We start from the raw sequence: 15,842 nt of genomic DNA on the forward strand, positions 1-15,842 counted from the left end.
TCAGGGGCGCAGCGGCCCGCCCCGGCCCACCGTGAGCAGCTGCCCGACGACCGATCCGGCCGCCTCGCCGCACAGGTAGGACACCGCGGCCGCCACGACCTCGGGGGACGGCGGGGCGGCGGGGTCGGTGACCACCTCGTTGACCGTGACGGCGTCGGGGCCGAGGTCGCGGGCGAGGGTCTTCGTCAGCGCGACGAGGGCGCCCTCCGCCGCGCCGGCCGCCGTCGTCCGCGGGCGGTCGACGGCCGTCCACCCGCCGCCCAGGAACACCAGCCGCCCCGCCCCCGAGCGGCGCAGGGCCGGCGCGGCCGCGCGGGCGAGCCGGAAGGCCGGCGTCAGGCAGGCCATCACCCCGGCGTACCACCGGGCGGGGTCGGCGCCGGGGAACGGTGCCTCCGGCGGCCGCCCGACGGCGCAGACGAGGACGTCCAGGCCGCCGTCCCCGACCGCGTCGGCCACGGCGCCGTCCGGGTCGGCGGTGGGCGGGACGACGGTGACGCGCAGGCCGTCGGCGGTCAGCCGCGCTACGACGGCCTCGGTCACCGCGGTGTCGTCGCAGCGCACGAGCGCGTTCCGGCCGGCCATCAGATCGTCGCCCCCGCGTTCGGTGAGAGGACCTGCCCGGAGACCGCCGGGCCCGCCTCGAGCAGGAAGCGCACGGCCGCGGCGATCTCGGCGGGACCGACGAGCCGCTGCACCGGCAGGGTGGCGAGGAAGTCCGCCGCCCGCCACGGCGAGCCGGCGTCGAGCATGGGGGTGTCGGCCGCGCCGGGCGCGACCGTGTTGACGGCGACGCCCGTGCCCTCGACCTCGACGGCCAGCGCGCGGGTGAACCCGACGATCGCGCCCTTGCTGGCCGCGTAGTGGGCGTCGCCCTGGCTGCCGCCGACCCCCAGGTCCGACGAGATGGTCACGACCCCGCCCCGGCCGCGGGCCACCATCCGCGGGACGACGGCGGCGCAGGCGTTCGCGGTGCCCGAGAGGTTGACCGCCATCATCCGGAGCCAGCGCGCGTCGTCGATCTCCTCGACGGGCCGCATCTCGTACACGCCCGCGGCGGTGACCAGGGCGGCGAGGGCGCCCAGCTCCCGCTCCACGCGGTCGACGGCCGCCGCGACCGCGGCCGCGTCGGTCACGTCCACCTCGATGCCCAGCGCCGTCGCCGGGCTGGGCCGCAGGTCGAACCCGGCGACCCGCCACCCGGCAGCGGTCAGCGCGCCGGCGACCGCCGCGCCGAGGCCGCTGGCGGCTCCGGTCACGACCGCGACGCCCGGCCGGTCCGACTCGTCGGCCACGCCACGCCACCCCCCGGTGCCGTCGCGCCGGTCCGCCCGGGCGGACCGCCGGTGCGCGGCGGCGGCCCAGTCTCGCAGCCGCCGCGTCCGCGGCGGGCCGGGGTCAGCCGATCCGGCCGGCGGACGGGATGAGCGACCACGCGGCGGGCACGCCCTCGGGGGCGGCGGACGAGCGGGCGGCGGACGCGGGAGTCGGCGCGAGGTCGAGCACCATCCGGGTGGGCTGGAACGCCTCGGCGTAGCCGATCCGGGCGTGCGCCCCCCAGTGGCGGGCCGAGGCCACGACGGCGTCGGGCTCGACCATCGCCGACATCTCCACCTGGGAGGCGTGCGCGGCGAGGGCGGCGAGCTTGCCGGTGACGGAGGCCGTGACGTCGACGTAGACGCTCGGGGTGAAGGTCAGGGTCGAGGGGCTCTGGTAGTGCAGGACGCGGGGCAGCCGCCGTGCCGCGGCCAGCGTGGCGCCGGCGACCGCCCGGTGGTCCTGGTGGCTGTCGTCGGGCGCGTGCACGTAGACGAGGTCGGCCCGGGTGGACTCCAGGACCTGCTCGATGCGGCGGACCGTGCCGGAGTCGGCCGCGACCTCGCAGTCGAGCAGGCCGCCCCACAGCAGCCGGGCGCCCAGCAGCGCGGCCGCCCGCTCCTGCTCGGCGCGGCGGCCGGCGATGCGGAGGTCGTCACCGGGCCCGTTCTCCCCGCCGGTCACGACCAGCATGGTCACCGTGTCGCCGGCCGCCGCGTGCGCCAGCAGGGCGCCGCCGCAGCCGAGCTCGATGTCGTCGGGGTGCGCCCCGATGGCCAGGACGCTGCGTCCCGTGCTCCCCGTCCGTCCGCCGTCCATGGCCGGTGTCCTCCACGACTCGAGGCGGCCTCCCCGCCCGACACCTCCTCATCGGCGGATCCGGCGCCCGCGTGGAGCGCGACGGCCGGTCCTCCCCCTTCCGGGGGAGGACCGGCCGTCAGGGAGTCGGGTCCGCGGGTGACGTCAGGTCGACGCCGCGGCCGCCTCGGTGGTGTCCGCGCGCCGGCGCCGGGAGACCGCGATCGACACCGCCCCGACGACCCCGGCGGCGACCAGCACCATCGGGGCACCCAGGCCGTTGCCGTCGGCCGGCAGCTCGGTGGCCGAGGGGCAGCGCGCGCTCCCGTCGAGCGAGGCGGTGGCGTGCCGGCTGTGCACCTGCCAGTCGACGCTCGGGGTGGACGCGGGGACCCGGACGGAGAACGCGCCCGGGTGGGTGCCCGGCGCGAACGAGGTGACCTGGACGCCGTCGAGACGGGCGGGGGTCAGCTCGTTGTCGAAGCCCCGGGACTCGTCCCAGGTCAGCGGCGTGGGGTTGTCGTAGCCGAAGACCGCCGTCCAGGAGCCGTCCTGCACCGGGAGCACGCAGGTCACCAGCGGCTTCATCGGGCCGCCGGCGGCCGTCCCCACCCCCGGTGTCCCGAGGACCACGACGGCTCCCGCCGCCGCCGTCACCGCCAGGCGCGTCCCGAGGGACGGCCGCCGACGCCGCCTGTTGCCTGCCATGGTCGAACTCCTCCTGACCGGGCGCACGACCGCCCACCAGGGGCCATCGGCCGGCGGGGCCGGCGACCACAGGGGGACGCCGCCGGGTCCACCCCTCCGGGGGATCACCGCCTGGCGGCGGCCGGCGCCAGCACCGCGAGGGCCAGGTCCGCGGCGGCGGGGAAGGAGTCGGTGACGGCCCACGCCGCCGGCCGGTCCGGCGCCGCGGCGTGCTCGCCCTGCCGGACGCGGACCGCCCGCGCGCCCACCGCGGCGGCGACGGCGACGTCCTTGGCCGGGCGGTCGCCGATCACCAGCAGCCGGTCGGCGGGGACCCCGAGCCGGGCGGCCAGCTCGAGCAGCCCGCCGGGGGCGGGCTTGCGTGCGGCCCGGCCGCCGAGCGCGTCGGTGACCACGACGCTGCCGAGCAGCGGGCCGAGGCCGGTCGCGGCGAGCTTGGCGGCCTGGATGGCGGGGTTGCCGTCGGTCAGGCACCCGACGGCGGTGACCTGCCCGAGGGCGGTGAGGGCCTCGACGACCCCCGGGTAGGGCGTGAGGACGTCGGGCGCGTGGGCGGTGAACGCGGCCACCAGGGCGGGGACCCGCGCCGCCACCTCCGCGGCGGGGACCCCGGCGGCCAGCAGCGCGCGGTCGACGGTGCCCCCGCTGTCGGAGCCCGCGGCGAGCTCGCGCAGGAGCGCGGTGTGCACCCGCTCCCCGTCCAGTCCGGCGGCCGAGGCCGCGGCACCGACGGCCGCGGCGGCGCCGGCCAGGTAGCCGGCCTGCGGGTAGAGGGTGTCGTCGAGGTCGACCACCACCGCCAGCGGCGAGGGCCCGTGCCACGGCGGCGCCGGTCGCGCGCTCACCACGGCAGCCGGCCGTCGGAGAAGTCCGGCTCGTCGAGGGTCAGCAGCGCGTCGGTCGCCCCGTCGGCGAGCAGGGCGGCCACCTGCTCGCCGGTCGTCCCGTCGCCGTAGGGGCAGGGGAGCGTCGCGGCACGGGCCTGCCCCTCGGCGGAGGTGTGCCGCGCGGCGGCGGCGAGGACGGCGCCGGCCGCGGCGTCGTCGGCCAGGCTCGCCAGGGTGGTCGTGCCGGCCTCCACGCCCTCCCACCGCGGCGTGGACCCGCGCAGCACGACGACGGGGACGCCGAGGAAGGCCGCCTCCTCCTGGATGCCGCCGGAGTCGGTGACGGCGAGCCGGGCCGAGGCCAGGGCGCCCAGCAGGGCGTCGTAGTCGACCGGGCCGGTGAGGGTGACGTCCGGGTGCGCCAGCTCGGCGTCCAGGCCAGTGTCCGCCAGCCGGGCCGCCGTGCGCGGGTGGACCGGGAAGGTCACCGGCCCCACCCGGTCGGCCAGGGCGCGCACGACCCCGACGAGGCGCTGCAGGCGCACCGGGTCGTCGACGTTGGTCGGCCGGTGCGCGGTGACCAGCACCCCGGCGCGCTCGGCCACGGGCACCGGGCGCACCCCGCGGGACACCAGGGTGTCGACCACCGGGTTGCCGACGACGAACACCCGCTCGGCGGGCACCCCCTCGGCCGCGAGGAAGGCCGCCGCCCGGCGCGTGGGGGCCAGGTGCAGCGCGGCGACCGCCGCGGCCACCCGCCGGTTGACCTCCTCGACGCTGCGCGGGTTGAGGCTGCGCAGCCCGGCCTCCAGGTGCGCGAAGGGGACCCCGGCGCCGCGGGCGGCCAGCGCGTAGGCGGGGACGGTGTTCGTGTCGCCGAGGGCCAGGACGACGTCGGGCCGCAGGCCGGTCACCGCCCGCGCCGCGTCGGCGTGCAGCGCCCCGAGTCGGGCGGCGGGGTCGCCGGCCGGCAGCGTGAACCGGCGGCCGGGCGCGAGCCCCAGCGCCTCCTGCAGCCGCGTCGACAGGGCCGGGTCGGTGTGCTGCCCGGTGTCGACGACGTCGACCCGGTGTCCCGCGGCGGTGAGCGCGGCCACCACCGGGGCGAGCTTGACCACCTCCGGCCGGGTGCCGAAGGGCACCAGGACGCGCCGCGCGCGGGTCACGCCCGCACCTGCGCCGTCGCGCAGGGGTCGGGCACCGGGCTGCCGTCGTCGGCGCTGTAGGTCTCGGCGAAGTACCGGCTCATCCGGACGCCGGGGGTGAACCACAGGGAGGGGAGGTCGGCGCCGGGGTCGCGGATGCCGGCCAGGTAGGTGCTGACGACGTCCGCGCCGGCCGCCAGCGTCAGCGGCAGCCCGCCGGAGAAGCGGGGATTGACCTCGACGACGGTGGCGCGGCCGTCGTCGGCCACGAACCCCTGCACGTTGGCCGGGCCGGTCAGCCGCACGGCCCCCAGCGCCCCGGCGACCACGTCGGTCACGGCCGGCGAGTCGAAGGTGGTGCCCTTCACCGAGATGCCCGCCCGGGTGTCGTCCCGCCACCGCGGCACCACCGTGAGCAGCCGGCCGTCGCGGGCGACGAGGGCGTCGGCGGTGAACTCGCGGCCGCCCAGGCGGGTCTGCGCGAGCAGCGACGGGTCCTCGCGCAGGGCGTCGGCCACCGCGGCGCGGGTGTCGAGCATCCGCACGCCCCGGCTGCCCCGGCCGGCGCGCGGCTTCACCACCCACGGTCCGGGGACCTGCGCCAGGCCGGCTCCGGTGTCCGCGGTGGCGGGGTGGGGCACGCCGGCCGCCCGCAGGGCGCGGGCGAACGCGGCCTTGTCGCAGCACAGGGCCACGGCGTCCGGGTCGGGCAGCCACGTCGCCACGCCGGCCCGGGCCAGCTGCTCGGCGCCCGCGGCGAGGGCGGGCAGCTCCTCGGCGACGGTCCCGACGAGGGCGTCGGCGCCGGAGGCGGTCGCCACGGCCACGAGGGCGTCGACGAACCGGGCGTGGTCGGCGCGCGGCACCGTGGCCCCGACGGTGGCCAGCGCCGCGCCGGCGGCCGTCGGGTCGGCGTCCACCCCGACGACCCGGTGGCCCAGCGCTACCAGGCGGCGGATCACGGCGACGCCGGCCGGGCCGCCGGCGCCGGTGACGACCACCGCCGGCGGCCCGGGCCGCTGCTCCGGCCGGGAGCCGGGCGGGGTCGGGGAGGCCGGCCGGGCCGGCAGGGTCGAGGTCACCGGGGAGCCTCCGGGAGGTCGGGCGCGAGGGACGGACGCGCGAAGGTGAGGGGGCGCGGGGCGGCGTCGACGTGCGCCGGGCGGACCCGCGGCGGCGCCGCCGGGGGACCGGCCGGGGCGCCGGCGGTCGGGGGGACGGCGATCCGGCAGACGGGCACCGTGGCGTGCGTCCCGGCGGGGGAGGCCGGCAGCGGACCGGGGTCGTCGTCCTGCGGTCCCCGGGCCAGCAGCCACCCCCGGGCCCACAGCCGCAGGGCGGCCACGCGGTCGCCGGTCACCGGCTCCCACTGGCGGGCGGCCACGGCCTCGGCGAGGGCGTCGAGGACGACGGGGTCCTGCTCGTAGGTGGCGACCGCCACCAGCGACGCGGCGTGCGCGCCCAGCCCGTCGGCGGCCAGCTCCCGGACGCGCTCCACCCGCTCGTGCGCGGGCAGGTGCCCCAGCCGGTAGTCGATGCGCCGGGCCTCCCGGCGGGCGGCCAGCCACCCGGAGAGCCGGCGCGGGTACACGTAGCGGTGCAGGAGCCCGGTGAGCGTGACCCGCCGGCGACGTCCGCGCCGGTCGTCGTCCTCCGGCGCGCGGTAGCCCAGCCCGGGCCGGGCCCAGCTGTCGGGACGGCGCGCGGTGTGCCGGCCCTCCACGTCCTGCTCCGCCCGGTCGAGGGCCGGCAGGGCGATCCACACCATGAGCAGGAAGCCGCCGAGCGTGGCGACCAGGTTCCACAGCGTGCCGACCCAGTCGTGGAAGCCCACCAGGGCGCCCTCGCCCCACCACAGGCCGGCGAGGGCGGAGAGCAGCAGCCGGCCGTGGTTGAGCACCAGCAGGGCGGCGACGGCGACCAGCAGGCCCGCCACCGCGTGCAGCCCGCGGCCGCGGAGGACCACGGCGGTCAGCGCGACGAGCCCCAGCACCGACAGCACCGAGGAGCAGGACAGCGTGACGACCGCGTCGATGATCTCGCCGTCGCCGCGGAAGAGCAGGACGTGCGTGGGGACGACGCCGGAGGCCTGCCCCGGCGCGATCCAGCCCAGGACCCGGGCGAGGCCGGCCGCCTCCAGCACCTGCAGGGGCCGGGCGAGGTACCGGAAGCCGAGCAGGCAGATCGCCGCGGCGAGCAGCAGGTCCAGCACGACCGGCAGCAGCCGCCGCTTCGCCGCGCGCCACGGGCTGCGCCGGGCCGGCGGGAGCGCCAGGCCGCCGGCGGTCACCGCGGTCCCCCGAGCGGTCCGGGGCCGGCGGCCAGGGCGAACGAGCGCGGCCGGGACCCGGGGACGGCGACGTCCGGCCCCGTGCCGGCGGGCGGCAGTGCGGGGTCCACGGTCGAGGTGGCGCCCGACCGCGTCGTCTTCACCCAGCTGTAGGGCCGGCCGAGCATGCCGTCGACGTAGGCCCGCGAGGTGATCCAGACGGACAGCGCGAACGCGGGCAGGAAGCCGAGCAGCCGCCAGGCCGAGCGCCGCTCCACCCGGCCGACCAGCAGGCCGACGCACAGCTCGGCCAGCGGGCCGATGAACAGCAGCATGGACAGCGGCAGCAGCCCGACCACCGGCAGGTCGCCGATCCCGAACGCGCGCAGGACGGTGAGCAGCAGGCCCAGGCCGCTGAGCATCGGCACGTGGTAGACGGCCAGGAACAGCGAGGTCTCCACCTTCTCCAGCAGGGAGAGGTGGGGCGTGCGCATCAGCGGCCGCCAGTAGTCGCGCAGGCACTTCTGGTGGCCGCGGGCCCAGCGGTAGCGCTGCTTCCAGAAGCGCTGGGCGCTGACCACCGCCTCCTCGAAGTCGATCGCCGAGACGTCGTAGCGCACCCGCTGCCCGGCCGCGAGGATCCGCAGGGTGAGGTCGGTGTCCTCGGTGACCGTCTCGGGGTTCCACCCGCCGAGGGCGCGCAGCGTGGACATGCGGACGGCGCAGTTGGCCCCGCCGTAGGCGGGCAGCTCGAACAGCGCCTGGCGGCCGTACTCGTTGACCAGGTAGCCGGACAGGTAGTCGACGAACACCGTGCCGGCCATGTGCGAGTCCCGGCCGTTGCGGATCACGCACCGGCCCATGACGGCGCCGACGACGGGGTCGCGGAAGTGCCGCACCAGGCGGCGCAGCGCCGAGGACTCCGGCTCGTGGTCGGCGTCGAAGACCAGCACGACCTCGGCCTCGACCAGGTCCAGCGCGTCGTTGAGGGCGCCGGACTTGCCCCCGCCGGAGCCCGGCGGCCGGTGCAGCACGCGCAGCCGGGGCTCCCGCGCCGCCCACGCGTCGAGCTTGGCGCCGGTGGCGTCGTCGGAGCCGTCGTCGACGACGACCAGGGTCAGTCGGTCGGCCGGGTAGTCCAGCGCCAGCAGCGCCGCGACCATCCCGTCGACGACGAGCTCCTCGTTCTTGCACCCGACGAGGACCGCGACCGGCGGCGTGTAGGTGTCCAGGCCGACGTCGGCGGCGAGCAGGTCGCGCTCGGCCCAGCGGGCGGCGGCCACGGCGAAGGCCAGGTGCCGGCAGAAGTAGACCCCGAAGACGACGTTCAGCGCGCCGGCGAGGACGCCGAGGACGGGGTCGAGGCCGAAGACGACCGCGGCGGCGGTGACGGCGACGACGTAGCCGGCGAGGACCAGCGGCCGGCCCTCCGGGCGATCGCTGCCGTGTGCCACGGGTCCTCCTCCTGCGCGCGCCGGGGACGCGCCTGCGCCACCTCACGGGTGGATCGGCAGCGGGAGGACCCACCTCAAGCGGAAGCGGCGACGGCGGACGTCGGCGGGCGACAGCCGCCGTCGGGGGAGCCCGGCGTCAGAAGACGAGGCCGTCCTCGACGTGACCGGCGGCGGGGACCGCGGGGGACGGGTCGGGGTCGGGAGCCGCGCCGGCGGGGACCCGCCCGGTGACCGGCCGCCGCAGGAGGCCGCGCACCGGACCGGTGGGGACCTCGGCACCGCCGTCGCCGTCGCCGTCGCCCTCGCCCTCATCGCCGTCGTCCTCGGCGGCGGCCAGCTCGTCGAGCACGACGTCGAGGACACGGACGGCGCCGGCCTTGTCCAGCGGTTCGTTGCCGTTGCCGCACTTGGGCGACTGCACGCAGGAGGGGCAGCCGCTCTCGCACTCGCAGCTGGCCACGGTGGCCCGCGTCGCCGTCAGCCAGCGCCGCAGCGCGGCGAACCCCCGCTCGGCGAACCCGGCGCCGCCGGGGTGCCCGTCGTAGACGAACACCGTCGCGGTGCCGGTGTCGGGGTGCAGCGCGGTCGACAGCCCGCCGAGGTCCCACCGGTCGCAGGTGGCCAGCAGCGGCAGGATGCCGATCGCGGCGTGTTCGGCGGCGTGCAGCGACCCCGGCAGCGCCAGGTCGTCGACGTCGGCACGGGCGACGGCCTGCGCGTCGAGGGTCAGCCAGACCGCGCGGGTGCGCAGCTGGCGGGCGGGGAGGTCCAGCGGGAACTCCGCGAGCACCTCGCCGGTGCCGGCCCGGCGCCGCTGGTAGGCCACGACCTGGTTGGTCACGTCGACGACGCCGGTGTGCGCGGTGACCGTGCCCAGCCGGCGGGTCCGGTCGGTGGTGACGATGCCCAGGTCGGTCACGTCGCGGGCGACGGTGGTCCACTCCGGCGCCTCGGCGTGCACGACGGCGCAGGCGTCGTCGAGGTCGAGCTCGTCGACGACGTAGGTCTCGCCGCGGTGGACGTAGAGCGCGCCGGTGTGCACGGTCGCGTGCGCGGCACCGCCGTCGACGGTGCCCAGCAGCCGGCCGGTGTCGCCCTCGATAATCGCCACGGGCTCGCCGCCGCTGCCGCGGATGTCGACGTCGGGACGCCCGCGGCCGGCCCAGTACCAGCCGGCCGGCCGCCGGCGGAGCACGCCGGCGGCGACGAGCTCCTCCAGCCGGGCCTGCGCCACGGCGCCGCCGAACGCGGGCAGGTCCTCGGGCGTGAGGGGCAGCTCGGCCGCCGCGCAGCACAACTGGGGCCCGAGGACGTAGGGGTTGGCCGGGTCGGTGACCGTCGCCTCGACCGGCCGGCCGAAGACCGCCCGGGGGTGGTGGGCCAGGTAGTGGTCGAGCGGGTCGTCGCGGGCGACGAAGACGACCAGCGACTCGCGCTGCGCCCGCCCGGCGCGGCCGGCCTGCTGCCAGAGGGAGGCCAGCGTGCCCGGGTAGCCGGCCAGCACCACGGCGTCCAGGCCGGCGATGTCGATGCCGAGCTCGAGGGCGTTGGTGGTCGCCACCCCGAGCAGCTCGCCGGCCGAGAGGGCCCGCTCGAGCTCCCGGCGCTCCTCGGGCAGGTACCCGCCGCGGTAGGAGTCCACGCGGCGCACCAGGTCGTCACGGCCGCGGTCGGCGAGCAGCCGGCGCGCCTGCTCGGCCACCGTCTCCGCGCTGCGCCGGGACCGGACGAAGGCCAGCGTGCGCGCGCCGCGCTCGACGAGGTCGGCGAGCAGCCCGGCCGTGTCGGCGGCCGCCGACCGGCGCAGCGGCGCGCCGTGCTCCCCGGTGCGCTCGGTCAGCGGCGGCTCCCACAGCGCGAAGGTGGCGCCGGGCCGGGGCGACCCGTCGTCGGTGACCGCCACGACGGGCGCCCCGACCAGGCGGGTGGCGGCCACGGCCGGCTCGGCGACGGTCGCCGAGGCCAGCACGAACACCGGGTCGGCGCCGTAGCGGCGGCAGATGCGCCGCAGCCGGCGCAGCACGTGCCCGACGTGCGAGCCGAACACCCCGCGGTAGGCGTGGCACTCGTCGACGACGACGTAGGCCAGCCGGCGCAGCGTCGAGGACCAGCGCTGGTGGGCCGGCAGCACGCCGCGGTGCAGCATGTCCGGGTTCGTGACGATCCACCGCGAGTGCCGGCGGACCCAGTCGCGCTCCTCGGCCGGGGTGTCGCCGTCGTAGGCGGCCGGGCGCACCGAGGGGTCGGCGAGCGCGGCCACCGAGGCGAGCTGGTCGCGGGCCAGCGCCTTGGTCGGGGCCAGGTAGAGCACGCAGGCGCGCGGGTCCTGCGCCAGCCGGGTCAGCGCGGGAAGCTGGTAGGCCAGCGACTTGCCCGACGCCGTGCCCGTGGCCACGACGACCGAGGTGCCCTCGTGCGCCAGCCGGGCGGCCTCGACCTGGTGCCGCCACGGCTCGCGGACCCCCGCCTCCTCCAGCCGCTGCCGGAGGCCGGGGTCGACCCACGCCGGCCACGGCAGGGTGCGGCTCTCGCGCACCGCCAGGCGGTGGACGTGGGTGACCGGGTGCTCGTCGTCCGGGGTCCCGGCGAGCAGCCCCTCCAGCAGCTCGGCGCCGGGCGGGACGGCACTGGGCGGGACGGCACTGGGCGGGACGGCACTGGGCGGGACGGGACCGGGACGGACCGGGCCGCCGGACCCGTGGGCGGCGGCCGACGCGTGCACCGCCGGGTCGGCGGGCGTGCCCCCTGGGCCCGGGTCGCCCCCGGGTGCACCCTCCGGGCCGGATGGGGGAGCAGCCGGCCGGACCGGGTGGAGCGTGGTCACCCTCCCACTGTCACACCCGCGGGCAACCCGCTGCGCTCCCGCGAGCGCGTCCCCGGGGCCCGGGCCGAGGGGCAGACGCAGAGTGTGATCTCCAATACAGTGACGCGGCGCCCGGGGGTGGGAGACCTCCCACCCCCGGGGGGCCCTCCGCCGACCGGGGACGCGGGCCGCCCGGCGGCACCCGACCGCACGGAGGTATCCATGCCGGACACCCATCTCTCCGGCGGGGACGTCGTCCTCGTCACAGCAGCCCTCGTCGTCTCGCTCGCCGCACTGCTGTTCGCCGGGTCCCTGGTGCGCGCCGTCCTGGGCGCCGACCAGGGGACGACGCGGATGCGCGAGATCGCCCGGGCCGTCCAGGAGGGAGCGGGCGCCTACCTGCGCCGGCAGTTCCGGACACTCGGGGTCTTCGCCGTCATCGTCTTCCTCCTGCTGCTGGTGCTCCCGGTGACCGAGGGCGGCTGGGGCACCCGGGTCGGCCGCGCCGTGTTCTTCCTGGTCGGCGCGCTGTTCTCGGCGTCGGTCGGGTTCATCGGCATGACGCTGGCCACCCGCGGCAACGTCCGGGTGGCCGCGGCGGCCCAGGCCGGCGGGTACCGGCCGGCCTTCCGCATCGCCTACCGCACCGGCGGCGTCTGCGGGATGATCACCGTCGGCCTGGGCCTGTTCGGGGCGTCCCTGGCGCTGCTGCTCTTCGACGACACCGCGCCGGTGGTCCTGGAGGGCTTCGGCTTCGGTGGCGCGCTGCTCGCGATGTTCATGCGCGTGGGGGGCGGCATCTTCACCAAGGCCGCCGACGTCGGCGCCGACCTCGTCGGCAAGGTCGAGGCCGGCATCCCCGAGGACGACCCGCGCAACGCCGCGACCATCGCCGACAACGTGGGCGACAACGTCGGCGACTGCGCCGGGATGGCCGCGGACCTGTTCGAGTCCTACGCCGTCACGCTGGTCGCCGCCCTCATCCTCGGGCAGGTCTTCTTCGGCTCCGACGGCATGGTCTTCCCGCTGGTGGTGGCCGGCATCGGCGTGCTCGCCTCGGTCGTCGGCATCCTGGCCAGCAACCCCGGCAAGAACGACGCCAGCGGCCTGGCCCCGATCAACCGCGGCTTCTTCACCTCCGCGGTCGTCTCCCTCGTGCTCGTCGCCGCCGCGGCCTTCACCGTGCTGCCCAGCGTCGCCGACGTCCCCGACGCGGTGGTCAACCCGCAGGTGCTCGGGTTCGTGTCAGTCCTCATCGGCATCGTCCTGGCCGCGGCGATCCAGCAGCTCACCGGCTACTTCACCGAGACCTCCCGCAAGCCGGTCCGCGACGTCGGCCGCAGCTCCCTCACCGGCCCGGCGACCGTGGTGCTCTCGGGCATCTCGCTGGGCCTGGAGTCGGCCGTCTACGCCGCCCTGCTCATCGGTGCCGCCGTCTACGGCGCGTTCCTCATCGGCGGTGGCGCGGCGCTCTACGCCGTCGCCCTGGCCGGCTGCGGGCTGCTGACCACCGCCGGCGTCATCGTCTCCATGGACACCTTCGGCCCGGTCAGCGACAACGCCCAGGGCATCGCGGAGATGTCGGGCGACATCGACGAGGCCGGTGCCCGGGTGCTCACCGACCTCGACGCGGTCGGCAACACGACCAAGGCGATCACCAAGGGCATCGCGATCGCGACCGCGGTCCTGGCCGCGACGGCACTGTTCGGGTCGTACAACGAGCAGGTCCGCACCGCGCTGGGCGACGTCGACCTGGCGCAGTCGTTCAGCCTGGTCGCACCGGACAACGTCGTCGGGGCGGTGATCGGCGCGGCCGTCGTGTTCCTCTTCTCCGGGCTGGCGATCAGCGCCGTCTCGCGGGCCGCCGGCCGGGTGGTCTTCGAGGTCCGCGAGCAGTTCCGGACCCACCCGGGGATCATGGACTTCTCCGAGCGGCCGGACTACTCCGCCGTCGTCGACATCTGCACCAAGGACTCCCTCCGCGAGCTGGCCACTCCCGGCCTGCTCGCCGTCCTGGCGCCGGTCGCCGTCGGCTTCGGGCTCGGCTTCGGCCCGCTGGCGGCCTACCTGGTCGGCGCCATCGCGACCGGCACGCTCATGGCCGTCTTCCTCGCCAACTCCGGCGGGGCCTGGGACAACGCCAAGAAGATGGTGGAGGACGGCGCCTTCGGCGGGAAGGGCAGCGAGGCCCACGCGGCCACCGTCATCGGTGACACGGTCGGCGACCCGTTCAAGGACACCGCAGGCCCGGCGATCAACCCGCTGATCAAGGTGATGAACCTGGTGGCGCTGCTCATCGCCCCCGCGGTGGTCGGGCTCTCGGTCGGGGACGACGCCAACACGACGGTGCGCCTGCTCATCGCCGCGGCCGCGGCCCTGGTCGTCGTCGCGGCCGTGGTGGTGTCCAAGCGCCGGTCGGTCGTCGTCGGCGGGAGCGCCGACGACACCGCCGGTCCGGGACTGACGGCGCCGGTTGTGGACGGGACCCCGGCTGTGGACGACGCGACACCCGCTGCCCGTCCCCGCTCCTAGCGTGCGCGGCGCCGGTCCACCCCGGGCCGGCGCCGTCACCGGGAGGGTCCCTTGTCCGTGCAGATCGCCGTCGAACTGACCGCCGTCCAGGGGCTCGGTGAGGAGCTCGCCGCCCTCGCCACCGAGCTCTCCGGGGACGCCGACCTCTGCCGCTCCACGGCGGTGTCCCTGGCGACGGCGGTCACCGGCGACGCGGCGGAGCAGGCCGGCGCCACGGGCCGGGCCTGGGCCACCCTCGTCACCGACCTGGGAGCCGGGGCCGCGGCGACGGGGGAGACGCTGCTGGGTGCCGTGCGCTCCTACCGGCTGGCCGACGCCGCCGTCTCCGACTCGCTGCTGCGCGCGCGGGCCTGCCGCGGCACCGGGACGACGGCGTGAGCGCCCCGGGTCTGACCGGCGTCGCCGCCTGGGACACCTCGCTGCTCGACGGCGCGGTCTACACCCTCGAGGCGGTGGCCGAACGGCTGCCGCGCTGGCGGGCGCGGCTGGAGGGGGTCGCGCGCAGCCTGGCCGACGCGCGGTGCTGGTACGGCGACGCGGCGCAGCAGGCCGCCCGCGTGCTCGGCGAGGTGTCGACGGTGACGACGGCCGTGACCGTGGCCCTCGACTCCTCCCTCGACCGGCTGTGGGACACGGCGCGGCAGGCGCGCACGGCGCAGGAGCTGGCCGCGCAGGCGCTCGCCGAGGCCGCGGCGAGCGGCGTGACGGTCGACGAGGCCGGCGGGGTCGGCACCCCGGCGCCGCTCGCGCCATCCGCCGGCGCGACGCCGCAGGCGCTGGCCGACCACGCCGCCGCGGCGGCCGAGTGGGCGGCCGCCGCCGAGCGGGTGGCCGCGCTCGCCGCCGACGCCCTCCACGCGGCCGCGCAGGCGGCCCTGCACGCGGCGGGGTCGGTCGAGGCGCTGAGCGCGGTCGGCGGCACCGGCGCGGTGGTCCCCGCCGACTTCGCCGGCCTGCACGCGGCGGTCGGTGCCGGTCTCCCTCCGGTGGGGCTCCCGGTCGACCGCTCACCGGGGGCGGTCACCGCCTGGTGGGCCGGGCTCCCGGAGCCGGCCCGCGACACGCTGACCACGCTGGACCCCCGGTCGATCGGCGCGCTCGACGGCCTCCCGGCCTGGGCCCGTGACCGGGCCAACCGGCTGCTGCTCGACCGGACGCTGGCCGACCCGTCGAGCACCGGGTACGCGACGGCCCGGGCGGCAGCCGCCGAGCTCGCCGCCGAGGAGGCGGCCGGCCGGCCCGTGCAGCTGTGGGTCTTCGACCCGCAGCAGGGCCAGGTCGCGGTCTCCTACGGCGACCTGGACACCGCCGAGGACGTCGCGGTCCTCGTGCCGGGCATGGGCAACGACCCGGACGAGGACCTCGACGACCTCGGGGACCGGGCGCAGTCGGTCGCCGACGCCGCATCGGCCGCGGCGCCCGCCGCCTCGGTCGCGACCGTCGCCTGGTTCGGCTACCGGCCGCCGTCCGGGATGCAGTCGTGGCGCGTGCTCCTCCGGGGGAGGGCGGAGCAGGGCGGGGCGGCGCTGGCCGGCGACCTCGCCGGGCTGGCCGCGGCCCGCGCGGCCGACCCCCTGCGCCCGGGCGATTCCCGCGTCACCGTGGTGGCGCACAGCTACGGCACGGTGGTGGTGGACGAGGCCGCGGACGTGCCGGGTCGGCTGGCCGCCGACGCGGTGGTGCTCAACGGCAGCCCGGGCATGGAGAACGACGCCGCAGGCCTGGAGGTGGCCGAGGTGTACGAGGCGTCCTCGCCCGTCGACCCCGTCACCTCCTGGGACCACCACGGGCAGTACCCGACCTGGCGCGACGACTTCGGCGCTGTGGAGCTCCCCACCGGCTGGTCGATGATGCACGGGGAGTACTACGACGAGGGCTTCCCGACCCGGGCGGCGATCGGCGAGGTCGTCGTCGACACCTACGAGCCGGCATGACAGCGAGCCGGCGTGACAGCGAGCCGGCGTGACGGGAACACGCAGCGCCCTGGCC

General features: G+C 77.7%; 13 protein-coding genes. 3 read left to right on the forward strand and 10 right to left on the reverse strand.

Annotated elements, in window-relative coordinates:
- The 10 genes from ACWIZO_RS09565 to ACWIZO_RS09610 all read right to left on the reverse strand — a co-directional run bounded on the left by ACWIZO_RS09565 (position 1) and on the right by ACWIZO_RS09610 (position 11,240).
- Positions 1-585, reverse strand: a complete 585-nt coding sequence (locus tag ACWIZO_RS09565) for an SDR family oxidoreductase (RefSeq protein ID WP_448642239.1) — start codon at positions 583-585, stop codon at positions 1-3.
- Positions 585-1,295 (reverse strand): SDR family NAD(P)-dependent oxidoreductase, encoded by a 711-nt coding sequence (locus ACWIZO_RS09570; protein WP_448642240.1) that lies wholly within the window; start codon positions 1,293-1,295, stop codon positions 585-587. The genes ACWIZO_RS09565 and ACWIZO_RS09570 overlap by 1 nt, the downstream gene beginning before the upstream one ends.
- Positions 1,296-1,398: 103 nt before the next feature.
- Positions 1,399-2,136 carry a PIG-L deacetylase family protein gene (locus tag ACWIZO_RS09575; RefSeq protein WP_448642241.1) on the reverse strand — a complete coding sequence of 246 codons (738 nt, stop codon included), beginning with the start codon at positions 2,134-2,136 and terminating at the stop codon, positions 1,399-1,401.
- A 144-nt stretch (positions 2,137-2,280) separates the two neighbouring features.
- Complete coding sequence (locus ACWIZO_RS09580) at positions 2,281-2,823, reverse strand: hypothetical protein (protein ID WP_448642242.1); 543 nt, start codon at positions 2,821-2,823, stop codon at positions 2,281-2,283.
- Positions 2,824-2,927: 104 nt separating this feature from the next.
- Positions 2,928-3,668, reverse strand: coding sequence for an HAD family hydrolase (locus ACWIZO_RS09585; RefSeq protein ID WP_448642243.1), 741 nt, complete (start codon positions 3,666-3,668; stop codon positions 2,928-2,930).
- Positions 3,665-4,816 carry a non-hydrolyzing UDP-N-acetylglucosamine 2-epimerase gene (gene wecB / locus ACWIZO_RS09590; protein WP_448642244.1) on the reverse strand — a complete coding sequence of 384 codons (1,152 nt, stop codon included), beginning with the start codon at positions 4,814-4,816 and terminating at the stop codon, positions 3,665-3,667. Before wecB ends, ACWIZO_RS09585 begins: the two co-directional genes overlap by 4 nt.
- Complete coding sequence (locus ACWIZO_RS09595) at positions 4,813-5,877, reverse strand: ATP-grasp domain-containing protein (RefSeq protein ID WP_448642245.1); 1,065 nt, start codon at positions 5,875-5,877, stop codon at positions 4,813-4,815. The genes wecB and ACWIZO_RS09595 overlap by 4 nt, the downstream gene beginning before the upstream one ends.
- Positions 5,874-7,085, reverse strand: coding sequence for an exosortase/archaeosortase family protein (locus tag ACWIZO_RS09600; RefSeq protein WP_448642246.1), 1,212 nt, complete (start codon positions 7,083-7,085; stop codon positions 5,874-5,876). Before ACWIZO_RS09600 ends, ACWIZO_RS09595 begins: the two co-directional genes overlap by 4 nt.
- Entirely contained in the window at positions 7,082-8,518 is a 1,437-nt protein-coding gene (locus ACWIZO_RS09605) for a glycosyltransferase (protein ID WP_448642247.1), read from the reverse strand. The genes ACWIZO_RS09600 and ACWIZO_RS09605 overlap by 4 nt, the downstream gene beginning before the upstream one ends.
- Before the next feature lie 136 nt (positions 8,519-8,654).
- Complete coding sequence (locus ACWIZO_RS09610; protein WP_448642248.1) at positions 8,655-11,240, reverse strand: DEAD/DEAH box helicase; 2,586 nt, start codon at positions 11,238-11,240, stop codon at positions 8,655-8,657.
- Between the two features lie 303 nt (positions 11,241-11,543).
- Between ACWIZO_RS09610 and ACWIZO_RS09615 the strand changes: the two genes are divergently transcribed.
- From ACWIZO_RS09615 to ACWIZO_RS09625, 3 genes are read left to right on the forward strand one after another with little or no spacing between them, the layout of a single operon-like run.
- The gene (locus ACWIZO_RS09615) at positions 11,544-13,853 is read left to right on the forward strand and encodes a sodium-translocating pyrophosphatase (RefSeq protein WP_448642249.1); all 2,310 of its coding nucleotides are present in this window, start codon (positions 11,544-11,546) and stop codon (positions 13,851-13,853) included.
- Positions 13,854-13,904: 51 nt separating this feature from the next.
- The gene (locus ACWIZO_RS09620; RefSeq protein WP_448642250.1) at positions 13,905-14,231 is read left to right on the forward strand and encodes a hypothetical protein; all 327 of its coding nucleotides are present in this window, start codon (positions 13,905-13,907) and stop codon (positions 14,229-14,231) included.
- Positions 14,228-15,787: an alpha/beta hydrolase gene (locus ACWIZO_RS09625; RefSeq protein ID WP_448642251.1), complete on the forward strand. Its 1,560-nt coding sequence runs from the start codon at positions 14,228-14,230 to the stop codon at positions 15,785-15,787. Before ACWIZO_RS09620 ends, ACWIZO_RS09625 begins: the two co-directional genes overlap by 4 nt.
- Positions 15,788-15,842 lie beyond the last annotated feature (55 nt).

Source organism: Geodermatophilus sp. URMC 63, from assembly GCF_053502565.1.